The 21,901-nt window shown below is 45.6% G+C and carries 20 protein-coding genes; 8 read left to right on the top strand and 12 right to left on the bottom strand.

Going from position 1 to position 21,901, the window contains the following annotated elements; genetic code table 11:
- Positions 1-8: 8 nt before the first annotated feature.
- Both HRM2_RS19420 and HRM2_RS19415 read right to left on the bottom strand, forming a co-directional pair.
- Positions 9-1,529, bottom strand: coding sequence for a hypothetical protein (locus tag HRM2_RS19420; RefSeq protein ID WP_015905485.1), 1,521 nt, complete (start codon positions 1,527-1,529; stop codon positions 9-11).
- A 298-nt stretch (positions 1,530-1,827) separates the two neighbouring features.
- Complete coding sequence (locus HRM2_RS19415) at positions 1,828-2,784, bottom strand: 4-vinyl reductase (protein WP_015905738.1); 957 nt, start codon at positions 2,782-2,784, stop codon at positions 1,828-1,830.
- A 516-nt stretch (positions 2,785-3,300) separates the two neighbouring features.
- Here HRM2_RS19415 and HRM2_RS19410 point away from each other — a divergent pair.
- Positions 3,301-4,605, top strand: coding sequence for an OmpP1/FadL family transporter (locus HRM2_RS19410; protein ID WP_202944666.1), 1,305 nt, complete (start codon positions 3,301-3,303; stop codon positions 4,603-4,605).
- A gap of 45 nt (positions 4,606-4,650) precedes the next feature.
- Here HRM2_RS19410 and HRM2_RS19405 read toward each other — a convergent pair whose 3' ends face one another.
- A complete protein-coding gene (locus HRM2_RS19405; protein ID WP_041273384.1) occupies positions 4,651-4,983 on the bottom strand; it encodes a hypothetical protein in 333 nt (110 codons plus the stop codon).
- Positions 4,984-5,526: 543 nt separating this feature from the next.
- Positions 5,527-5,679: a PIN domain-containing protein gene (locus HRM2_RS27190; RefSeq protein WP_015905734.1), complete on the bottom strand. Its 153-nt coding sequence runs from the start codon at positions 5,677-5,679 to the stop codon at positions 5,527-5,529.
- Between the two features lie 533 nt (positions 5,680-6,212).
- Here HRM2_RS27190 and HRM2_RS19395 point away from each other — a divergent pair.
- From HRM2_RS19395 to HRM2_RS19385, 3 genes are read left to right on the top strand one after another with little or no spacing between them, the layout of a single operon-like run.
- Positions 6,213-6,734: a tetratricopeptide repeat protein gene (locus HRM2_RS19395; RefSeq protein ID WP_015905733.1), complete on the top strand. Its 522-nt coding sequence runs from the start codon at positions 6,213-6,215 to the stop codon at positions 6,732-6,734.
- A gap of 20 nt (positions 6,735-6,754) precedes the next feature.
- Complete coding sequence (locus tag HRM2_RS19390; protein ID WP_015905732.1) at positions 6,755-7,528, top strand: tRNA pseudouridine synthase A; 774 nt, start codon at positions 6,755-6,757, stop codon at positions 7,526-7,528.
- A gap of 47 nt (positions 7,529-7,575) precedes the next feature.
- Positions 7,576-9,435 carry a RiPP maturation radical SAM C-methyltransferase gene (locus HRM2_RS19385; RefSeq protein WP_015905731.1) on the top strand — a complete coding sequence of 620 codons (1,860 nt, stop codon included), beginning with the start codon at positions 7,576-7,578 and terminating at the stop codon, positions 9,433-9,435.
- Here HRM2_RS19385 and HRM2_RS19380 read toward each other — a convergent pair.
- On the bottom strand, positions 9,424-9,870 hold the full coding sequence (locus HRM2_RS19380) for a hypothetical protein (RefSeq protein WP_015905730.1): 447 nt from the start codon (positions 9,868-9,870) through the stop codon (positions 9,424-9,426). The genes HRM2_RS19385 and HRM2_RS19380 overlap by 12 nt on opposite strands.
- 614 nt (positions 9,871-10,484) lie before the next feature.
- Here HRM2_RS19380 and HRM2_RS19375 point away from each other — a divergent pair.
- Both HRM2_RS19375 and HRM2_RS19370 read left to right on the top strand, forming a co-directional pair.
- On the top strand, positions 10,485-12,143 hold the full coding sequence (locus tag HRM2_RS19375) for a metallophosphoesterase family protein (protein WP_015905729.1): 1,659 nt from the start codon (positions 10,485-10,487) through the stop codon (positions 12,141-12,143).
- Positions 12,144-12,180: 37 nt separating this feature from the next.
- Positions 12,181-12,762, top strand: a complete 582-nt coding sequence (locus HRM2_RS19370; protein WP_015905728.1) for a PEP-CTERM sorting domain-containing protein — start codon at positions 12,181-12,183, stop codon at positions 12,760-12,762.
- A gap of 312 nt (positions 12,763-13,074) precedes the next feature.
- On the opposite strand, the gene HRM2_RS19365 is transcribed toward HRM2_RS19370, so the two are convergent.
- Entirely contained in the window at positions 13,075-14,061 is a 987-nt protein-coding gene (locus HRM2_RS19365) for a calcium/sodium antiporter (RefSeq protein WP_015905727.1), read from the bottom strand.
- A gap of 246 nt (positions 14,062-14,307) precedes the next feature.
- Positions 14,308-14,964, bottom strand: a complete 657-nt coding sequence (locus tag HRM2_RS28100) for a septal ring lytic transglycosylase RlpA family protein (RefSeq protein WP_202944665.1) — start codon at positions 14,962-14,964, stop codon at positions 14,308-14,310.
- Between the two features lie 19 nt (positions 14,965-14,983).
- On the opposite strand from HRM2_RS28100, the gene HRM2_RS25535 reads away from it, so the two are divergent.
- Both HRM2_RS25535 and HRM2_RS19350 read left to right on the top strand, forming a co-directional pair.
- A complete protein-coding gene (locus HRM2_RS25535; protein WP_148214678.1) occupies positions 14,984-16,051 on the top strand; it encodes a hypothetical protein in 1,068 nt (355 codons plus the stop codon).
- A 328-nt stretch (positions 16,052-16,379) separates the two neighbouring features.
- Positions 16,380-17,216 carry a cytidylate kinase-like family protein gene (locus HRM2_RS19350; protein ID WP_015905724.1) on the top strand — a complete coding sequence of 279 codons (837 nt, stop codon included), beginning with the start codon at positions 16,380-16,382 and terminating at the stop codon, positions 17,214-17,216.
- A gap of 195 nt (positions 17,217-17,411) precedes the next feature.
- Here the strand turns inward: HRM2_RS19350 and HRM2_RS19345 are convergent, their stop codons facing one another.
- From HRM2_RS19345 to HRM2_RS19325, 5 genes are read right to left on the bottom strand one after another with little or no spacing between them, the layout of a single operon-like run.
- Positions 17,412-18,737 carry a hypothetical protein gene (locus HRM2_RS19345; protein WP_041273381.1) on the bottom strand — a complete coding sequence of 442 codons (1,326 nt, stop codon included), beginning with the start codon at positions 18,735-18,737 and terminating at the stop codon, positions 17,412-17,414.
- Entirely contained in the window at positions 18,724-19,485 is a 762-nt protein-coding gene (locus tag HRM2_RS19340) for an outer membrane lipoprotein-sorting protein (protein WP_015905722.1), read from the bottom strand. Before HRM2_RS19340 ends, HRM2_RS19345 begins: the two co-directional genes overlap by 14 nt.
- Complete coding sequence (locus HRM2_RS19335; protein WP_015905721.1) at positions 19,454-19,855, bottom strand: NifB/NifX family molybdenum-iron cluster-binding protein; 402 nt, start codon at positions 19,853-19,855, stop codon at positions 19,454-19,456. The genes HRM2_RS19340 and HRM2_RS19335 overlap by 32 nt, the downstream gene beginning before the upstream one ends.
- A 17-nt stretch (positions 19,856-19,872) precedes the next feature.
- Positions 19,873-21,117, bottom strand: coding sequence for an ABC transporter permease (locus HRM2_RS19330; protein WP_015905720.1), 1,245 nt, complete (start codon positions 21,115-21,117; stop codon positions 19,873-19,875).
- Positions 21,110-21,799, bottom strand: coding sequence for an ABC transporter ATP-binding protein (locus HRM2_RS19325; protein ID WP_015905719.1), 690 nt, complete (start codon positions 21,797-21,799; stop codon positions 21,110-21,112). Before HRM2_RS19325 ends, HRM2_RS19330 begins: the two co-directional genes overlap by 8 nt.
- Positions 21,800-21,901 lie beyond the last annotated feature (102 nt).

The raw sequence follows: 21,901 nt of genomic DNA, 5'->3' as shown, positions 1-21,901 counted from the left end.
CAAAAAAATCATGCTGTTTCATCATAACTCTTTGCTAATTCAGGAATTATTACCATGGTTTTCAATTTCATTCCCATGGTGATTACCTGACTGCCAAATCGTGTCAAATAGTATTTGTAAGTGTGGGCTATTTTTTTAATCATACCGTGAGTATGCAATCTTTTTAAAATTCTTGAAATTTGGCTGCTTGAGTAAGATCCAAGCTTTAATCGAATATTTCTGTTTTGAAATCCACTGATTGTAAATTCTCCAGATATTAATGAGTGTAATATCTTCATGTCATCCTCACTGAAGAAATTGAATCCTCTAAACGGCCGATCATTCTTGACAACGGTCTTTGAAACTTTTTTTAGTTTTTTAATCCCAGCACTTGGATCAACAATATCTGAGATGAATTTAAGGAACCGATTGTTGGCATTAAACAGTATTCTGGTTAAAGGCCCCAGGCTATATAAACCTTTCTTCAGAGGTGCCAATTTCATTGAAGTTGTTCCATCACGATGTTCTACCTCACGGTAGTGTTTAAAGAAAGAGACATTATTTGTGGTCGTTTCTATTCTGAGAATAATGCCGTATTTATCATACATTTTTATCGAATTTGCACCCATTTTGAATTTGACGCATGTTCCCTCTATCCTTGTCGAAAAGTTATTACCCACCTCATCTTGATATAATGGATGGAGCTTTTTTCCAAGAAAAGTAGCTATATTTTCGGGTTTAACAGAGTGAATAGCAGTTCTAGTTAAATTTTCATAAATCAGTTTTAAGTCTTCCTGACGTTTAAAAACAATGTCTGTCGCATACTCGACCTGCATAATACTCCAATGGTAACTCAAGGGGAAATGCTTGACAGCCGGACAATAAAGGCTTGCAAATCCATCGAGTTTCTCATGAATGTGCTTTATGTTTAGATCGTTACTTAATTTTTGAGCAGATTCAAATGACTCCGTTTGAAAAATTGCATTGTCCCGTATTACACTTTGAATACCTTCTTTTCTCATGGCAGAATTGAGGGCATTATGCCCATTGAAATATATTTGTAATCTAAACGGGCACCATGTAGGGACCCGGATATAGCAAAGCCCCAAATCTTCATCGATCAAATAAAAATAATAATGTAAACATTTTCCCTGGGTTCCTTTCAGGTAGGTTTTCCCAGTTTTTTTATTATGCCAGGGTCTATAGGAAGGACAAGCCTCCATAGCGGAAAGGATATGAACAAGGCCAGGATGATCACCACGTTCATTAATGACCTTTTCAATTATTTTTTCTTTGCGAACGTTTCTTTTGCGAACAAATTCAATTTCAAGGCCATTCTTTGAAGCAACGTCTTCAGCATTGTTTCGAATTTCGTCTTTAAAAGGGGCTGCAAATTTTGGATAATCAAAAATTCTGATTTTCTTCATGTAGAGATAACTTGTCATCCCAGCAGCAAAGCAGATTCCAGGAATTGTACCTTGAATAATAATGCGGTCATAACAGTGCAAAACGCCAGATATTTGATCGGAATATCTTTCAGTCAGTAACATAATTAACCTCCTTTAACATCTGCATATTTTGGAAATTATTATACTACGTATTTGGAATCATAGAAACTTTTTGAACCTGCGAGGTTAGTTTTCTGACTGGAACCATAAATTTTAAAATACGACAGCAGAGGTGAACGGAAACAGGTATCTCCCGAAGCGGGTTAAATGGCAGCGGTCAGCATGGACGCTGAAAGAGCTGCCATTTCCCTCGCAGCAGCCCATGGACGGGCTGCGAGAATGAGCGTAGGGTATACCTGTTTTCGTTCACCGGACTTATACTATTTTCATATGAATAAGGTTAACCGCACTGGCCAACCCTTTTTGGTTCTGGCTCGTCCAGGTTAGGTATACCTGTTAAGACATCGAATCGAGCAAGCCGTTCAAGTTTCTTTACCGCTGTTTCCAATTGTTGATTAAGCAATTCTGTTTTGTTTCTAGCTTGTTCGGCATCATTTTTAGCTTTTAAATATTCTGTTGTTTTTACCTTGATTTGTTCTTCTAAGTCAAAAACAAGATGTTCATGTTCTGAAGCTTTATTCTGCATATCTGAAAGTAGATCTTTTGCAAAAAAAGACAATAAATTTCGTTGAATTCTTTGTTTGATCGGTGGTTTTTTTACCCAGGAAAGTTCATATTTGCAAAATTCTGCCCCTTCGGTTACACACTGAATTTCTTTAACCGTATACTCTTGAAATCCTGCTATTTCCATATACCCTGCAAGACACCCCCTATATTGATTGCAAACAGGCTTGTTTTGAACATGACCATCAATTGTTAAACTAATGCCGTCAAGAAAATGATTTTCTATAAATATTTGATTCCCATCTCCACGATAAGAATGGATTGTGAGAATATTGTTATAATTCTTATTCTCTTTGTTCCCGCGCTTTAGCAGAAATTCTAGGGGCATCCTTTTCACAATACTACTCATTAATCTTACTAATTTATTGTTTCGAATAAAATGAATTCCCTGCCGATAAAGAGGATCTTCTCCTGGTAAAAGTTCCTCTGCTTTTGCAAAGATTTGATTTGAAAGTGTATTGGAAATTGCAAAATTATCTTCTTCTATCAGGTGCTCAATTGTTAAATCTTCTATTTTGTTTTTAAATTTATTTTTTATTCTATATTTAGATGTATCTATCCAGTTGAATATTTTGATTGCATCTTTACCAATTTCCTCTTGTGCAAATTGATAAAGGCCTTTAAGCAAAATCGTTCTGATCTCTGATTCTAAAATTATTTTATTGTTGTTCACCGTGAAGAACCCTAATATATTAAATAATTTTTAAAAAATCATATCCATTCTAACGGATATAGGGAGCGATTTAACAATTATACAATTGAATGATTTCCATGTATGGTTGAACTGAAAGGTTTAACCTATAAAAGGAAGTCCATATGGAAAAGTCAGAATCAAAATCGTCTTCCAAGAAAAACCGTACAATCATAGCAAATTTTATTCAAGCTGAATATGAATTTAAAATTTGTTCCACGTGTTATCTTTGATCAACTTTGGATTTTTCTATAAACGGGCAATTTGCCTATTTTAATTCATAAACCATTCAGATCACTTTGAAGAGCAGGGAGTATCCGTTCGCTAAGGACTCCAAGTTTTAGAACTTGACTGAATGCGACCAACCGGCTGTCAAGGATTGTGCAATTTATCTGTCCTTGACTATTCCGGCCAGGTTTGCTTTAGGTGTTTCGTCTTTGAAAAATAGGGCGATTTAAAGTGGTTTGATTCTTTTATAGTTTAAAGGTTAAGGGATTTATGATGAAATTCAGATATTCCGGGTTTGCGCTTGCTCCGGTTTTAATGCTTCTTGTCGTTCTATCATCCTCTTACAGTTACGGTGCTGGTTTTGGCATTTTTACCCAGGGCGCCAAGGCCCTTGGTCAGGCCAATGCGGTTGTGGCCCATCTGGACAGCCCTTCGGCGGTATTTTTTAATCCGGCTTTGATCAATCAGCTTTCGGGAACCCAGATGGAATTTGGGACCACACTGGTCGTGCCGACCCGGGAGTTTAAAAGCGATCTTACCGGGGAGACTTATCACAACGAGGACAATGTCTATTTCCCCAGCACCGTATATATGACCCATGCGTTTACTGACCGGATCAGCGCGGGATTGGGGTGTTTTGTCCCCTTTGGCCTGGGTACAAATTGGGACGACCACTGGGAGGGGCGCTACATCGCCACAAGTTCAGAAATCCAAACCTATATGGTCAATCCGGTCATATCCTATCGCCTGAGCCCGAGGGTCTCTTTGGCTGCAGGGGTTGATTTTCTGTGGCTGGACACGACGCTGGAGCAGCGGGTCAACTCTGCGGGGATCGGCTCTTTGCTCGGATTCTCTAAGGCTTATGAACTTTCTGACGGCAACCAGAAATTTTCAGGCGATGGCAATGGGGTTGGGTATAACCTTGGCCTTGCGGTGGCCTTTACGGATAAGCTGACTTTTGGCGCTTCCTATCGAAGTAAAGTGACGGTGGATATTGACGGAGACGTTGTGTTTAGTGATATTCCCGATGCATTGGCATCCACCGGTATATTGCCAGATACCAACGGCAATGCGGATATGACCCTGCCCGCTCAGTTTACCGCAGGTGTGGCCTATGCCTTTACGGATCAATTGACCGTTGAGGTGGGAATGCGATGGGAAGGCTGGTCCTGTTTTGACAGCCTGGAAATTGAAATGGATCAGGCGGTATTGAATCAAACCTCTCAAACCATTGAAAAAAAATGGCACGATACCTGGACTTATAATATCGGCGCCGAATATCAGTTGACCAAGCAGCTGGCCCTTTCCGCCGGATATCTGTATCAGGAAAATGCCGTGCCCGATGATACTTTTGAACCGTCAACCCCGGATTCCGACTGCCACTTGTTCTGCCTGGGCGGCAGCTATGGCTGGAAACGGGCCAGCCTGGCACTCAGCTACGGATACCAGTTGAATCTTGATCGGGACAAGGACAATAATGTGGGGCTGGCATCCGCAGGGGAGGCCAATATTGCCAACGGGACCTACAGCGGTAATTTGCATTTGGTTAGCGCCAGCTTGACCGTGATGTTTTAAGCGGTTAGATTCTTATCTCTGATTTTTGTGTTATTTTCGAGTCCCTTAAATGCGCCGGTCAACAGTGACGGCTTTTCCCCCCATCTGGTGATTTGGGGGATTATAATCTTTTTTGCTCAATTTTTGCTTAATATATAAAAAAAGCCGTTTCCAATCTTGAATACACAGCGCAAAAAACGCTCCAACAGTCCCTGCTGATGCCATACCGACAGGACATCCTTGCTGTCCACAAAAAGGGCAAATGGCAAACATGGCGTAAAGACCAGTAAACCCAAACCATGATGCAAGCAATCTAAACAAACGACCAAAGGGTGACAATTTTATATTTTGGTCCTTTTTTGTATTTTGAATGTTAACTCTTTCTTCTTCGTTTTTCATTGTGCAATTCACAATTTTGTCTGGTTATAAAAAGTTGATCTGTAGTTTCAGTTTATTTTTTCATATTCACTTATTTAAGGGGAACCCTCTGAAATTCAGTTAAAATCCAGAGGGTTCATTACTAAAGCAGTCAGTTGGGCTGTGTAGATCTCAATTTTTATATGAAACACCCACCAAAGCATTAACATTGGCGGAGTTTCCATATTCGTTGTGGCCGGATGCCATCCCTCGCTCCGGCCGTGCCGGTTATAAAAAACAAATTCTATTTTTTCTTCATTTCCTTACCGCAACACATCAACGGAACACTGCAAGCATCCTTAGATCCCGCATTACAGGCACAAGGTTTAGACACTTTCAATTCAAGGCCACAAGCTTCACAATAATACACATCGCCTTCTTTCATATCGCAACAATTAGCCATTTGGTTTTCTCCTTTACAGGTTTTGATTAATTAGCCTTTTATATCGATAACTGAACGGCATAGAGCAATTTAACTGTATCCAGGCTCAGCTTTAATAGTGGTATCAAGGAGCGTGAAGGAAATCAAGAAAAAAGGCAGGACTGGCAGGAGCTGTCCGGGATGGACAAAACAACGTCTGTCATATGAAATTCATATGAGAGGCGGAAAAAAGTTGTCAGCAGATCAATTTTTAAGGGAACAATGAGGATATCGGCATCGTTTACCAGGATAATCATGATACGAAATGGGCTTCCTGATCAAACTCAGCAACAGATTTATTCGAAAAATCAGCCGCTTTGCTGAAGCTGATAATGTGCTCTGCCACCCCATGATAAACAAGCTTTTTAAAGCGGTTGGCCATCTTCCTGCCTTCATATCTGCCGGGTTCTTTCCTGCGCCAGCCATGATCTTGACTGGGGGATGGGGTACCCGTTCTTCAGGGCTTATGAAACGGGTCAGGTGGTTGACCTGGTGTCCTTTTAACCAAAGATCATATACAAGGAGCGTTTTTCATGGCATTGTAAATCGAACAAATAAAAATGAGAATTCATGAGGATGTCAATTTATAATAAAAAGATAATCATGGATGAGGGCACATTTTGATACGGCGGCATATAGAGGCATTACAGCCCAATGAATATCTGGATCTGGGCCGAGGGTTGGTTCAGGAACTCTGGGGATAGTATTCGTTTTTGATGGAGAATTTCTCTCAACAATGAAACTGCTGCGGAAAAAACCGCAGATTTTAAAGCGTACAACAGGGAATCTGATGGATAAAAAAGGAACACCACTTTCTGTGACAGACTGGTTTGATGAAGGTTTGAGATGTTTCAACAAGCCGGACGGGATTGCTGCTGTCCGGGCATTTGAGGAAGTTGTCAGGATAAATCCTGTTTATCGCCACGGGGATGGCGACAATCCCTATTTTTATCTGGGCAAAATTTCCGAAATCGAAGGACGGATTGACGATGCGATTGTGCTTTACTCCCGGTCTTTGACATTGAACCCCCAGGACGAGGAGAGCCTGATCGGCAGGGGAAGTTGTTATACGGTTAAAAAGAATCACAACGCTGCCGTGGCTGATTTCAAAAAGGTGCTGGATCTTCCATCTGAAGGCAGGAATGCACCGCTGCAGATTGTTCTGTATGCCATTGCGGAAAACTACCGCCAGCAAAAGGATTTTCCAAACGCGCTTCACTGGGGAGAAAAAGCACTCTGGGAAGATTCGGAGAACGTTCTGCATCAGCAATTGGTTGCCGATGTCAAAAAACAGATGCAGGGCAGTCTTTAATTTCAGTCTGGATACGGCCCATGGAAAAATATTACTATCTGATCCATATTCAATACCTGGGATTTCGCTACCATGGCTGGCTGAAACAGCCGGGGCTAAAAACCGTGGAGGCCATGGTTGAAAAAACAGTTGCATTCATCCTCGGCCATTCTGACTTTAAGATTCTCGGAAGCAGCCGCACCGATGCAATGGTCTCTGCAAATCATTCCGCCTTTGAACTTTTTGTCCATGAACCTTTGAATGTCGAGCAGCTGGTGAAGGATTTTAATCAAAATCTGCCCAACGACATCCGGGTGATAAAGGCTCAAGGGGTTGACCGAAATTTCAGCATCATCAACGCCCCAAGAACCAAGGCGTACATCTACCTGTTCGCCTTTGGAGAAAAATGCCATCCGTTCTGTGCGCCGCTCATTTCTTCGTTCTGCCATTGGCTTGATATTGACCTGATGAAGCAAGGAGCCCTGTTGTTCCAGGGCAGGCATAATTTCAGAAGCTACTGCACCAAACCCGGCACCCGGACAACCTTTAAAAGGGAGGTGCTGGTCAGTAAAATAGAAGAGAACCGAATTTTTAAGGCCAATTTTTTCCCGGCAGAAAGTTATGCCTACCATATCCATTCAAAGGGGTTCATGCGGTATCAGGTCCGGTTGATAATGGGCCAGCTGCTCAGCCTGGGACGGGGTGAAATCGGCCTGGAAGATATTAAAGTGTCGCTCAAGGGAATGAGCCATTTGCCTTTACGGCATATTGCCCCTTCGTCTGGGCTGATGCTGAACAAAATTGAATTTCATTGACTGTTTGTTTACACAGTATGAAAAAATTTCAAGGAGAAGTTAGCTGCATGGGTCCGTCAGAAATTAAAAATCAACTAGAACGTATTACTCTTGTATCCACCCCCTGGCCGCTTTTCACCCGCCCATCCATTCAGCTCGGTGCGCTGAAATCATATCTGAGGCAGGAGATCCCCGACCTTGAGGTGAATACCCACCACTTCTATCTGAAACTGGCGGCGGCCATCGGTTATCCCCTGTATCGTGAAATCTCTGAAAAAACCTGGCTGGCTGAATCCGTTTACGCAGCGCTCTTATATCCGGAGCGATTCGACCTCATTCAAACGATGTTCTGCAAAGAAGCAAAGGGCAATCCCCTGTCATTCAAGGTCGACTTTAAAGCCCTGACGCATCAGGCGGCAGTGGTTGCCGATGAATTTATCAGCAGCATCAACTGGGACCGCTTTGGTCTGGCAGGCTTTTCAATCTGTTTTTGTCAGCTCACCTCCTCTTTGTACTTCATCCGATCTATTAAAAAAAAATTTCCAAAGCTCGCCATTGTCATTGGCGGTTCCATGTTTGCGGGAGATTCCATCAAGGATATTTTTACAGTATTCCCGGAAATCGATTTTGTCGTTAACGGAGAAGGCGAACGACCTCTTTGCAGCCTGGTGCGCCATTTAAGGCGTTCCGCCGATTCTGAGGAGATCTCCCGCATCCCGGGTCTTGTTACGCCATGCTCCTGTACAGGTGAAAACCCGGTAACCTTCGACCAGATGGCCGATCTCACGGATCTGCCTGTTCCCGATTATGACGACTATTTTCATTTGATGAAAACAGCTGCGCCGGACAACACTTTTTTCCCTACACTCCTGGCCGAAGCATCCCGGGGATGCCGGTGGCAGGCTTCCAATTCAGAACATTCAGGCTGTGCCTTCTGCAATCTTAACCGTAACTGGCAGGGGTACCGGTGTAAAGGCCCGGAACAGGTATGCCGCGAAATTGACCATCTGACTTCAAAATACCGCACGCTTTCCGTGGCGTTCATGGACAACCTTATGCCGGCAAAAACCGCCATGGAGATGTTTGATCAGCTGGCCGGACTGGAAAAAGATCTTGATCTTTTCTGTGAACTCAGGGCCACCACTCAGAAACGGGTGCTGGAAAAAATGGGTGCTGCCGGCGTCAGCAAGATCCAGATCGGTATTGAATCCCTCAGTTCCAGCCTGCTGAAAAAATTAAACAAGGGAACCACCGCCATCCAGAATCTGGAAATCATGAAGCACTGTGAAGGATTGGGTATCGCCAACAACGCCAACCTGATACTCCATTTTCCTGGCAGTGATCTTGCGGACATGGATGAAACCCTCCGGAACATTGAGTTTGCTGCTTTTTTCCGTCCCCCGACGCTTGTGCCTTTCTGGCTGGGACATGGCAGCAGTGTATATGATGATCCAGCAGCTTTTGGCGTCAAGGCCATTTTCAACCATCCCAATTATGCAAAAATATTTCCACAAGAGATTCACCGCCACATGACCTTTCTGATCCAGAGGTACCGCGGCGACATGGGATTTCAGAAACAACTGTGGCGGCCGGTTGAACAAAGGGTTGATGACTGGGAAAAAAACTATACCCGGATTCACCGGACCGGGGGTGATACACCGATTCTGAGTTATCGGGATGGTAGAGATTTTATGATCATCCGCCAGGAGCGACTCTCAAAAGCGCCTTTTACCCATCGCCTGGAAGGGCTCTCCAGAAAAGTGTACCTCTATTGTGGGCAGCATCAGTCTCTGGAAAAAATCCTTCATCATTTTCAAGGGCTGACTCAGGAGAAGGTAGTGCCCTTTTTAAAAATGATGACGGATAAAAAATTGATGTTTGAAGAAAATGGCAAATATTTAAGCCTGGCTGTACCTTTACGTGGTTAAATTTTTGATACAGCCTGGGTAATGGTCGAGAATCAGTACTGTAAGCTCCAGTGCCTGCCAATATTCCAGATGCTTTTCAAGACGCAGGTCCTCCAGTTCACACATCTGTTGTTCAAATTCCTCATCGGGGATGCAGTCCCTTTTAAGTCGCAGGATTTTTGCGTTCTTTTTATCACGAATATCGGAGAAAGCCTTGAACGCCAGGGCCGTGTTGATATTTGCCCTGCGGATGCCATAATGGCGGGAGAGGTATGATATCAGTCGTTTGGCCTGGAGATGGGTGAAGTATCTGCCTTGCGCCTGGAACCTTATGGACGTCATGAAGTCCCATACTCTTTGTTCGCAGTTAAGACGGGTAAAATAGTTGACCAGTTCAAGATGTATTTTTTCCTTTGCAGCTTGAAATCGTTTTTCATTGAGATTGGTCATGCTCATTTGGTAACTCCTTTTCTAAAAATACGCTGTCCTGCTGTTTTAACGCGTATCTTTTTCTTTTTCCAACCATGTGCCCGGTTCGGGCCATGTTTCAAATCCCTTAAAATTTTCTTGCCCAAAAGCGTTTTTTTATCGTGCTTTTCGCAGTTCTGCACCTTTGCAAAATAGACGCCACAGGGTCATGAATACTGAATCGGCAGCATAAATACAGCTTTGGTCGTAGCTTTGGCCAATCAAACAAATCCCGGGACAAAATCATGGCTGAAAAAAGAGGGTAGGGTTTTTACATGGTGTAAAAAAATTTGACATGGTTTTTTTCCATGCTTCCTTTGATGCGCATTGCATCTGGGCAATTTTGTGAGCATAGCTCCTCTTCGAGCCGCCCAAACACAGGTTTTCGGTCAGCCACTAATTATCAAACTCAAATTTAACCAAGACAACATTTGTTCCTAACAATTTAACTGTATTGCTTCTATTAGATTTTTGAAAATGCATTTGAAGATTTTATTTTTTGGGGAAAGTCAGCCGGAGTACAGGTGTTGTTCGTTTGGGAGGTGAAGATTTGATCAAACGACTGAATTATTAATTAATTAATGATTTTTGGAGGAGATTTGATGAAAAAAAGTATGGATAGAAGACAATTTTTAAAATATGGCGGTGCCGGGATAGCCGGTCTGGGGCTGTCAACGCTCAATCTGCCGTTTTTCCGTATGGGAAAGGCCAGTGCAGCCATTACCAGCAATGCCTGGCAGTTTGGTGTCATGTCCGATACCCAGTGGAAGATCGGATCAGGCGGGGACATGACCTGCGCCACGGGAATAATTGACGCCCTGAACGAGCAGTTCATCCAGCAGGGCGTTAAATTTGTCATCCAGGTCGGCGACCTGTGTAACGATGAATCTGTAGGCGGAATACGCTCCATGCCCACAAGGGCAGCACATGCCCAGGCTTTATACGATGCCGGCATTGGATTTTTCCCCCTGCGCGGTAACCACGAGGCCAGTGCAACCGCAGCCAGTGAGCTGCCGGATCTTTTCCCCCAGACCCTGGGAAATGGAACCAATCTTAACGGGGCAACCAACTTTCAGCCTTCGGACATCCAGAGCCTGGAGGGCCTGACCTATGCCTTTGATTACAACAATATCCGTTGTGTCATGCTCGACCAGTTTATCCGTGTCGACGGAACCAATTACGACGGCACCTCAAGTTATAATAACAACATGGTGGACCAGGTGGACTGGGTGGACGCCATGCTGGCGTCAAATACCGAAGGAAACCATGCCTTTGTCTTCGGCCACAAAAACCTGATGGGGCAGAACCACAAGGACAACCTGTTCGGTAGCGGCCTTACCTCCAATCCTGGTCCCAGGGACCAGTTTATCACCAGCCTCTGCAATAACCGTGTGGGATACTATATGGGTGGCCACGACCACATGCATCATCGGTCCCTGGTTTCCACCAGTGACGGATATTACAAGGTCCCCCAGATTATTACCTCCTCCAACAGCTACAAGTTTTATACCCCCAAATCAGGGGACGATGGACGGGAGACCCCCCTTCAGCAGGAACTCTATACCGTTGGCTACTATATTGTCACAGTTGACGGCCCCAGGGTAACGGTTGATTTCTACTCTTCCAGTCACGGCCAGGACTATGGTGGTGTCAGTCTTACAGCCGCCTCTGATTTTACCTTTTATTTAAGGGAACGGTTTGGGTACAGCCTTAACGGAGAGCAGTACGAAGTGGCCCAGGGTGAAACCTACACCAGCATTATCAGCAGCTTTTCAGGCACCATTGCCAGGATACTTGACGGGGTGAACGGCAACACCGAGACCGATTCCCTGAACCGTGATCTGGTAAAAACTGTCAACACGGGCTGGGCTGAGTCCGACCAGGTGGCGGATGCTGCCAGCCAGATCTTTACTCTGTGGGGGATGACGGACAACTTAAGTCTTTATGACACAGACCTGACCGGCCCGCTGCCCAGTGAGGACGAAAGTCAGGAAACCGATGTATACACCCTTTCCCTCACCTATAATCCAAGGAAGATCCGTGCTTCTGAGCTCATGAGGGGGGATTTTGCCCTTGCCGCCAGAAATGAAAATGACCAGTGGGTCAATGCGGTTGATCTAAACACCGGTGGAACCAAAATCTTTAAACGCGGCGGCTGGAAACCGGGTTACGATGTTGGAACCTACGGTGTAGACGCCAGAACCAGGACCGTCTGGGCCGTCCTCAACCATGAAAATGATTTTGTTGCCAAACTGATCTGATACCCATGAATTGACTATTTTAACAGGAGACGAAAAAATGAAAAGAACCACCATCTTACTTGGTATGCTGACCTGCGTGTTTTTACTCTCACCCCTGGCAGATGCCACCACCCTGACCTTTGATTCCCTGGCCGGTGATGTTGATAGCCCCTATACTGAAGGCGGATTCACCCTCACCGCCACTGAGGATAGTTCTTTCTTCGCTTTTGAGCCATCTGATGTGTTCGATTACACGGGATCTGGGGCGCTTATTAACCAGTATTCAACAGCAACTTTCCTGACCGCTGCAGATGGATCCTTGTTTAACCTGGCCGCCATCGACCTTAGCGAAGGCTACGGCGGTGACGGGGTCTATGAAACATCAATCACCTTCATTGGAATGTATGGAGACGGTTCCACGGTCAGCCAGGATGTGACCACCGATGGATCTTTCGGCAATGAGACCTTCTTTTTCAACGACGACTTCACAGGCCTTGCCTCTGTTAGTTTCGGCGATGGCGAATATTTACAGTTCGACAATATCGTGGCCAACCCGGTTCCAGAACCGGCCGGCATTCTGCTTCTGGGCATGGGCCTTGTCGCACTTACCGGTGCTTCCCGCCGCGTAAAAAATAAATAATCAAAACTCAAAACAAGCGAACCCCAGGGAGTACCCTTTGATCGGAGCTGCTGCGTTCCCGGACATTTGCAGTAGACGACTACAGCTGCATGTCCGGCGCCTTGCATATCCGGCCAAAGGGCGCTTGCAACTTTTAGGTACCATAAAAACACGAATATCAAAGATAAGAAACTAAGACCCTTTGATTGATTTTTTTATTTCTGAAAGGGGCTCAATAAAAAATATTCCAACGCAAAACAAACTATCAGACTGGAATCAATATACTCTAGTGCAAGTATGGTATTCGTGCGGGGGCAGACTTTGATAAAAAATCTACCCTGCCTGAACGAGTATTACTTTGCGGATCAAGCATGCGGTATATCCTGCATACACAAGCAGGAGAACGATACCTTCAAAACGGTTTATGCGTCCCTGTCGCCCCCTGAATCCATACCCGATCAGGAAAAGTGAAACAGTCAGCACCCCCAGAACAACCATATCCCGGGAAAGTGTTTCAGGTTCCACTGCAAAGGGATGAATCGTTCCGGCGATTCCAACCACGGCAAGTGTATTGAACAGATTGGAACCAAGAACATTTCCCAGGGCGATATCATGCTCACCCTTGCGTATGGCAATAATGGATGAGGCAAGTTCCGGCAATGAAGTACCGACAGCCACAATGGTCAATCCGATGATCATATCGCTTACATTGAAAATATGGGCAATTTCAACAGCACCCCACACAAGGATACGGGAACTTGCAATCAGGAGCACCAGACCGACCACGAGCCAGAAAACAGCCCGTTTGATCGGCATCGCTTTTTCAGCTATAGTTGTTTTCACCTCTTTTGCCAGAGAGTCGGTTTTCTGTTTTAAACCCTGATGGATTGTCCATGCCATCAGACAGCCAAATACCAGCAAAAGGAGAATTGCATCCCATCGTGTCAGTTCCAGGTCAGCTAGGAGGATGACGGAAAGGGCGGTCAATAATGTCAGTATGGGCAGTTCTTTTCGCAATACCGTTGAATGCACCATGATTGGGCTTATCAGGGCGGTTACCCCAAGAATCAGTGCAATGTTGGCTATGTTTGAGCCATATGCGTTTCCCAGGGCGATACCTGGATTGCCTTGAAAAGCAGCCAGGGCCGAAACGACCATTTCAGGTGCGGATGTTCCAAATCCGACGATTACCATCCCAATGAGCAGCGGCGGCATGCCGAAATATCTTGCAGTGGCGGCTGAGCCTTCCACAAACCGATCCGCACTCCAGACGAGCAGCACCAGACCGGAGATCAAAGCTGAAATTGCCAATTCCATCATCCAACTCCTTTGTCCATAAATAAGGGACTCACCACACTTTTTATTACTTCTACCATTGTCGAAAATCATTGTTCAAAATCAACTTAATAACATAGGCATCACATTTGGAAAGAAAAGGGTCAGGGAAAGAAAAGGGTCAGGCTTGGCTTATTGGCGCTATTGCTGGGTGATCCGGCCTTGCATGGATCGTGGCCATTAACGCGGCTGGGGTGTGTATTGATCCAGAAAAATGTACAGGCTGAGTTTTTAAATTTCTACAGTTTCAACTTTCACCCTGGCTGTCCCCTGGCGGTAAAAGCCAAGTTTTTTTGCGGCATCAGCACTAAGATCTATGATTCGATTGCCGGAAAAAGGACCACGATCATTAACTCTAACTATTATGGAGCGATTATTCGCAAGATTTGTTACCTTAACATGAATTGGCAGGGGCAAGTGCTTGTGTGCAGCGGTTGGTTTTCCTGGGTCAAAAGCTTCACCATTTGCTGTCATATGTCCACCTTTTTGACGTAAGGTTTCGTTTCCATACCATGAGGCTGTTCCAACTTCTTGATATGTCGCAGCTTTTGCTACTGACATGGGCACATAGCGTTTCCCTTTTACCACATAAGGAGAATTTTTTACTCTGCCCTGCCTGACAGCTTCCTTTGGAGATAAACCATCAATACTCTCAATGTCAGATGTCATTGGCCATTCCAATGGTGCTGTGATAACATCAAATGTAAATGTACCAATTTTATATGACATTTTTAATGTCCCAACCCCTAATTTTGTAATGAATTTGGCTGTACCATAGGTCGCATTGACTGTTTTTTTTGTGATGTTATACGTCGTATGTAAAGTGGAACATGAAATTAAAACCGTTCCCCAGAAAACACAAAAAATTATTTTTTTGAAATTCATCATAGGATAATATAGTATATCTGTGGAATTATCTACATCTGAGCCCCCTATTTTGAACTGGGCCAATGAGCGCTTAATTGTGGAGATGAATGTGATAATGGAAAAATGTGTAACAAAACAATTCGATAATATCACTCAAAAGATGCGTGAAGCTCAGATTCAACTACTTTATCGGCAAACCTGGACCGGCCTGATTGGTGTTCTAATCGTTACACTTACGTCCTGCGTTGCTTTCTGGCATGTCGTTCCTCAATGGAAACTTTCCTTGTGGGCCGGTATTTCAGTTCTTGTTACTCTAATAAGAGGTTATATTATATTTGCGTTTCAACAAAGAGCACCATTAATATTTGATATTAACCGGTGGGCAACCCTCCATGTCCTCGGTGTTCTGGTCTCCGGCTTGATGTGGGCCATTCCGCCTGTTTTTTTATGGCCGACAGACTCGGTATATCAGCTGGTTTGGCCTGTAGTTATTTTGCCTTTGAGCGCCGCAGCTGTCGCAACGTATTATACATGGACATTATCATATACTTCATTTGTTTTCCTGACTGTACTGCCGCTATCGTTACGATTTTTCTATGAAGGTGGGGTCCTCATGAATATTTTGGGGTTGCTTTCTTTGTTTTTCATTGCTGTCTTGTTGCGTGCAGGTAGTGTGATGCATACTGCCAGTGTGTGCGCTTCAGAAATCGGGATTCGTAACGAGATACTCAATAACGATTTGAACAAAGGAATAGTCGCAAGGGAACAACTCAACGAGCAACTTCATCTGGAAATAGCTGAACGTATTTTGTCGGAAAAAAAGCTTGGTAAGCAAAATCAAGAGTTACTACGTCTGAATGGGGAACTGACCTCAACAACATCCAATTTAGAGCTAGCCAATAGAAAACTCGAAGACGCAATTGCCGATATCAATCAACTTAGTGGCATGCTGCCAATTTGCTCTTTCTGCAAAAACATTCGAAATGACCAAGGTTATTATGAGCAGATAGAGGAGTATATCCATAAACATTCAGGTGTCGATTTTAGTCACACAATCTGTCCTTCATGCATAAAAAAGTATTATCCTGAAGAGTATGAAGACGAATAGGTTACTCCTAATGAAGAAAAATTAAGTCCGCTGGATAATCGGACTTACCGCCTGACCCATATACCGATTTTAAGTGCTGATCTATAGTGTTCAAAAGTGCGTCAGGTCCTTGATCAAGCCAAAAAAAATTAAAAGGGCTGAAACACAACTTTCGGGATTGGCTGTTCACATGGGAATACCGGTGTTTAGTGTTTAATCTTGGGATAAACATTATTAAAACTTTACAACAGTAAGTCTTAGGCGTATAATTTTCGCCTTCATGATCCTTAACTGGGTATTCATTTTTAGCCCCATGGATCTAAATTTATTAAGTACGAAAAGGACAAATATGCCCATTATAACAATTTCCCGTGGTTCTTACAGCAGGGGGAAGGATGTTGCGGAAAAACTGGCCCAAAGGCTGGGATATGAATGCCTTTCCCGGGATCTTCTTATAGAAGCTTCTGATGAGTTCAACATTCCTGAAATCAAGCTCATAAGGGCACTCCATGATGCCCCCACAGTACTTGAACGATTCAGTCACGGTAAGGAACGATATGTTGCCTTCCTTCGCTCTTCTCTGCTTGAGCACACGCGCAAAGACAATGTCGTGTATCATGGTCTGGCAGGTCATTTCTTTCTCCGGGATATTTCCCATGTTCTCAAGGTAAGAATTCTTGCCAATATCGAAGACAGGGTTAAAGAGGAAATGCGCCGGGAAAAAATTTCAGCCGAGGAAGCCCGGTACATTCTGAAAAAAGATGATGAAGAACGCCGTAAATGGGGCATCAAAGTTTATGGCGTAGATACTCTGGACAGCAAACTCTACGATATAGTCATTAACGTCAGCTCAATGACGGTGGACGATGCCGTTGATATTCTATGCGAAGCAATTAAAAAAACAGTTTATCAGACCACGCCTGAATCCCAGAAAAAACTTGAAGACCTTGCCCTGGCTGCCAGGGTTCAAACAGCTTTGATGCATCTTGCTCCCAAGGTCAATGTTACCGCAAGTTCCGGGTTAATCACCATCGGTAACATTGATGAACGAGAGATCTCCCGGCCTGATACGGTTGCCATGTTAGAAAAAATTGCCAAAAAAGTAGAAGGCGTAAACGGGGTTTGTATGCATATGACTTCAGGGCGAGAAAAGCCAGAGCACATCAATCCTTTCTATAATATGTGATCCATTGCTTAACCCTGAAGAACGCCATGACAGGTCATAAATAATTTAAAGGTCCCATGCATCAACATTTATCAGAAATGCCGATGTCGGCATTTCTGATAAATGCCGTGTTGGTATTCTGTTTGAAGGGGTAATAGGTGTCCTTTTTGCAGATTGACCATTGATGACATTGTTTTCTGCAATTTTCAGGTGGCATCAGAAAAAATAACGCAGCCGTAATTCCAGCTTGCTGTGGGTGAGTTTCTCGTCGTACTCGGTGAAGGAAGAGCCTTCCCGAAAGGTGCAACGCAGGCGCATCTCCCAGTTGGTAAAGCCTGTGTATAAAATTTCCGGGCTTATTGAAAAGCTGAGATCATCAAGGTTGTAAATGGTTATCAGCCCCGGTGTAAAGTAGAGGATATCAAACGGCTCCTGCTGGGTGAACCGGCCATAGAGGTAATTGCGCCCCGATTGTGGTCTGCCGTATCCTTTCCGGCTCACGTCCCGAGCCTGGTCGAGCAGCAGGTCAGATCCTGAAGAATACAATTGATTTTCCCCTTCGACAACGAGCTGATAAAAACGATCCATCTCCCCGGTGCTGTAGCCGCTATCATTGTGATAATATTCAATGATGCTGGTAATGTTGTTCTCGGACAGATAGCGCAGGCCTATAAGGCCGGAAAGCGCCGATCTTTCCCGGAGCAGTGTTGACCCATCTTTTTGCAGAACAAAGGTCTCCTGGTTGGGAAGATAGGCCAGTTCCCCATGAATCTCAAAGTTGGCAGCCAGGTTTTTGGCAAAATCAAGCCCATAACGACTTGAACGGCTGTTGCCGGTGTAGTAGATCAGGTCGATATCGGTATCTTTGTAAAGCAGATAGAGCTTGACCGCCAGGTTGACGTTGTTGATCTCGCCGAACTCTTCATTGATCTCATTCCAGACCGGCAGGATCACAGTGGTCAGGGCCGCCGTCTGCAACTTTCCGGCAAAGCTTTTTACCAGGTCAAGTTCAACGGTCGTGTAGCCTTCCAGTGCCTCTTCCGGATCATCGGGATCTTTGGGACGGTTGAGAAAACCAGCCGGATTCCAGGCATAACCCTTGCCCCATTTATATGATTTTTTGCCGAGGGAGGCGGCCAACCGAGGGGTTGGCTTCAGGCCGACATAGGCTTCAAAAATATCCGCTTGGTCATACCAGTCGAGATTATCCTGCTGCCCGCTGGCTTTTAGGGTCCAGTTAAGGCTGGTTATGCCGCCCAGGTAACTGCCATCGATCTGCAGGGTCCCGCTGAGACGATCCAGGGTCGATCCCGACGGTTTGGAGGGGTTGAGAATCTCAAAGGCAGAGCCCTCATTGAGATACATATGTTCCCATTTAAGCTCGGCATAACCGCCCCATTCAAAGTTTTTTTTTTCAAGTTCATCAACATCAAAGCTGAACTCTTCAGCTGCATGAACCGGAGATGGAGAAAAAAACAGCAACCCGGCGGCAATCAAGGCAAGGCAAGAAAAAACGGATTTTTGTTCCCTACCGCAGCTCATGAACCCTGGGCATATAATTGAGGGTAAAAACCTCATCTGCCAGTTCTTTTTTCCGGACCTTGGCAAAAATCATTACCGACCGATAGCCTTTATTTAGGGGACTGTCGGTCTCGAGCATCGAGGGCCTGACGACACCATCGCCAAAATCTTCTATCTTTGTATAATGCAGGGTTTTAATCAGCATGCCGCTGATGGCGTAGCACTCGATGGTGGTGGGCAGCAGGTTTTTTTTATCCACCTTCATTTCCAGGCGGTCATAGGCCACTGAAGTGGATTTGGCCTTCAGTTTCAGGAGGAAGCTCTCCTCCTGGTCGGTGATCTTTTCGACGTCATACTCGACTTGATAATCAAGGCGAAGGATGTCGGAGTTGTTAAATATTCCTCCCACCACCGACTGCAGGCTGGTGATCCGCAAAGGCTTGCCCACATTGGGAATATAAAGCCACATATTGTCTCCCAGGCGCAGGGTGGCACGGCCTTTTTCGCTGGCCGGGGAGAGAAAGAGGGCCACCACTTTATCCAGCCCCTTTTTGATGGTGTAGAATACAAACTCCTTTTTCTTGCCGTCAGGTTCGATGTTGATCAGCTTGCGATACATCTCGTAAGATTCCGGCTGCATGTTGCGGTCAACCTGGCGGAGGATTTCGTTGCCGTCCAAAGCAAGGGCACCGCTGATTAGGAAACACGAGGAAAGGACTGCCAGGAGGATGGCTTTGCTAACGGTTTTGGATAATTGTCTGCACAGCATGGTCAACAACTCCTTTTTTCTTGATATAGCGGATATGATGTTTCTCCAGGGCCCGTATCATCTTGTTGCCGAATTCTCCGGCGATAACCAGGGTCACTCCCTGGTCGGATAGGAATAAAGCAGTGACTGGCCCGGCGTTGCGGGACTGGTCACCACCAGGATTTGCTATGTTTTCGAGAAAATTACCCCGGTCATCAAAAAACAGAAAAAAGGGGGCCCGCCCGGCCTGCTCGCTGATGGCTGCACCCTTTGTCTGGCCCGATGAGGCCACGGCAATCTTCATGGTTTCGGCCGATGTCTTTGTGGTAAAAACAGAAACCAGGGTGAATGCAAAACAGAACACAATGATTTGAAGATTTGCGGTTTTCATGGGTTTCTCCCTAAAAGTTAAACGTGACGTAGGGCAGTAATCGGGTCCATCCTGGACGCTTTCCAGGCCGGCTGCAGACTGGCCAGGGCCGCGATTCCAATAACAATGGCGGCAACGGTGAGTACTTCACTTGGGGAAATAGTCGGGGTCAGCAGCAGCCCCTTCTGGCGGCCGAAATCAAAACTGATTTGGGCTGCGTTCATTCCGGCAATGGCCGCAAGGCTGATGACCACGCCGATGAAGGTGCCGAATACCCCGAGCAGGAAGCCTTCAACCATAAAAAGGGAAAGAATTCTGCCGGGCACGGTACCGATGGCGGCAATGGTGCCGATTTCATTGATGCGTTCGTAGACCGCCATGATCATAACGTTCATGATGCTCACCATGACGATGGCCACCAGCATGATCCTGACAAATAAAGTCATCAGGTCAATCATGCGGGCGATATTGAAAAAAGGTGATAGATTTTCCCAGGTGTGTACTTCGAACACCGGTTTATCCATGTTGTTTTTAATGGCTCCGAGTTGTTTTTGCAGGCTTGCGAATACCTGGGTCATCAAGTCCATATCCTTCAGGCGGACGGCGATCTCACTGATTTGATTATCCTCAATACGCAAGAGCGTTCTGGCATCGCTTAAATGGATTACCCCGTCCCGACCGCCTGGGCCGGAAATTCCTTCCAGGATGCTGCGGACCACAAAAGGCTGCCCGTTGACCGAACCGTCCTTGTTGGTGGCTACCAGGACAATGGTGTCGCCGACGTCGACTTTCATGCCCCTGGCAATGAGCTCGGGAACGATAATTTCACCTTTTTTCAGGAGCCCCTCCTTGCTGCCCTTGATGATACGCTCAGCAAGCATGGGTACGGTCGCCATCTCCTGTTCTGGATTGACGGCGTTTAAGCGAATATTGGTTGTCTCGGTAAAATTGCTGAACATGGCGCCGAGCCTGATCCGCAGAGAATAAGCTTCAACTGCCTTGCTGGCATCCAGAATCTTTTTTACCCTGGCAGCCTGGGGGGCCTGGAGGTTGAGATCCAGGGGCAGGCTGTCCATGGAGGCCAGGTATCCTTTACGATGCACCTGAAGATGGCCGAGCATGGAATCGGTTACCTGGGCTATCATCATTGCTTTGAATGATCCAGACACGGAAATGAAAAGCAGAACGGCAATCACGCCCAGGGTGATCAAGGCGGAGGTCAGAATGGTACGCCGCTTATAACGCTGCAGGTTGCGGATGGCCAGCTTGATGATATTACCCATGATTTTCCTCCTCCTGCAGTCTGCCGTCTTCCAGGGTGAAGACGGTTTCCACGTTTTCCACCACCCTTGGGTCGTGGGTGGAAAAAATAAAGGTGGTGCCGAACTCGGTCCGCATTCCCTGCATCAACTCGATAATCCGCTTGGCGGTTTTCCGGTCCAGGTTGGCGGTGGGTTCATCGGCCAGCACCAGCTTGGCACCGGTTACCAGGGCCCGGGCGATGGCTACCCGTTGTTTTTGGCCGCCGGAGATCTGACCTGGATATTTGTTACTTTGGTCGCTCACCCCCACGGCCTGCAGGAGTTTTTGGACCTTTTCACGTCGTTTCCGTTTCGGCCAGTCCTGGACCATGACCAGGGGATATTCCACATTCTCAAAGACCGTGAGAACTGGAATCAGGTTGAAATCCTGAAAAATAAAACCGATATGTTCGCCTCGAAAACGGGCAGCTTCCCGGCGGCTTAAGTCGGTGACGTCCTTACCGGCCACCGTAAGTGTACCCCCCGTAGGCGGGTCAAGGCAGCCGATCATGTTGAGCAGGGTAGATTTGCCGCTTCCTGAGGGACCGATGAAGGCGACAAAGGATGCCGGTTCAATGGAGAAATCCACCCCCCGGATGGCCTTGATCTCAATCTCCCCTGCCTGATAGGTTTTTTCAAGCCCCTGGGCTTCAACTAGTGGCATAAGTTCCCTCCTCAATTCTTTTTCAGGCTGCTGGCAGTTCGGTAAAAAGACGGTTTGGCCAATGAAAATATAAACATCAATTCCGATCCAAAGCAATGGCTT

Source organism: Desulforapulum autotrophicum HRM2, from assembly GCF_000020365.1.
Taxonomy (GTDB): domain Bacteria; phylum Desulfobacterota; class Desulfobacteria; order Desulfobacterales; family Desulfobacteraceae; genus Desulforapulum; species Desulforapulum autotrophicum.
This window is presented reverse-complemented; position numbering and strand designations above follow the sequence as displayed.

Coding starts and splice junctions, on each gene's coding strand:
- HRM2_RS19325 (WP_015905719.1), bottom strand. CDS start 21,799: ATGCCACTAGTTGAAGCCCAGGGGCTTGAAAAAACCTATCAGGCAGGG.
- HRM2_RS19365 (WP_015905727.1), bottom strand. CDS start 14,061: ATGATGGAATTGGCAATTTCAGCTTTGATCTCCGGTCTGGTGCTGCTC.
- HRM2_RS19385 (WP_015905731.1), top strand. CDS start 7,576: ATGGGTCCGTCAGAAATTAAAAATCAACTAGAACGTATTACTCTTGTA.
- HRM2_RS19370 (WP_015905728.1), top strand. CDS start 12,181: ATGAAAAGAACCACCATCTTACTTGGTATGCTGACCTGCGTGTTTTTA.
- HRM2_RS19340 (WP_015905722.1), bottom strand. CDS start 19,485: ATGCTGTGCAGACAATTATCCAAAACCGTTAGCAAAGCCATCCTCCTG.
- HRM2_RS19380 (WP_015905730.1), bottom strand. CDS start 9,870: ATGAGCATGACCAATCTCAATGAAAAACGATTTCAAGCTGCAAAGGAA.
- HRM2_RS19405 (WP_041273384.1), bottom strand. CDS start 4,983: ATGAAAAACGAAGAAGAAAGAGTTAACATTCAAAATACAAAAAAGGAC.
- HRM2_RS19335 (WP_015905721.1), bottom strand. CDS start 19,855: ATGAAAACCGCAAATCTTCAAATCATTGTGTTCTGTTTTGCATTCACC.
- HRM2_RS27190 (WP_015905734.1), bottom strand. CDS start 5,679: ATGATTATCCTGGTAAACGATGCCGATATCCTCATTGTTCCCTTAAAA.
- HRM2_RS19410 (WP_202944666.1), top strand. CDS start 3,301: ATGATGAAATTCAGATATTCCGGGTTTGCGCTTGCTCCGGTTTTAATG.
- HRM2_RS19330 (WP_015905720.1), bottom strand. CDS start 21,117: ATGGGTAATATCATCAAGCTGGCCATCCGCAACCTGCAGCGTTATAAG.
- HRM2_RS19395 (WP_015905733.1), top strand. CDS start 6,213: ATGGATAAAAAAGGAACACCACTTTCTGTGACAGACTGGTTTGATGAA.
- HRM2_RS19345 (WP_041273381.1), bottom strand. CDS start 18,737: ATGAGCTGCGGTAGGGAACAAAAATCCGTTTTTTCTTGCCTTGCCTTG.
- HRM2_RS19420 (WP_015905485.1), bottom strand. CDS start 1,529: ATGTTACTGACTGAAAGATATTCCGATCAAATATCTGGCGTTTTGCAC.
- HRM2_RS19350 (WP_015905724.1), top strand. CDS start 16,380: ATGCCCATTATAACAATTTCCCGTGGTTCTTACAGCAGGGGGAAGGAT.
- HRM2_RS19390 (WP_015905732.1), top strand. CDS start 6,755: ATGGAAAAATATTACTATCTGATCCATATTCAATACCTGGGATTTCGC.
- HRM2_RS19375 (WP_015905729.1), top strand. CDS start 10,485: ATGAAAAAAAGTATGGATAGAAGACAATTTTTAAAATATGGCGGTGCC.
- HRM2_RS28100 (WP_202944665.1), bottom strand. CDS start 14,964: ATGATGAATTTCAAAAAAATAATTTTTTGTGTTTTCTGGGGAACGGTT.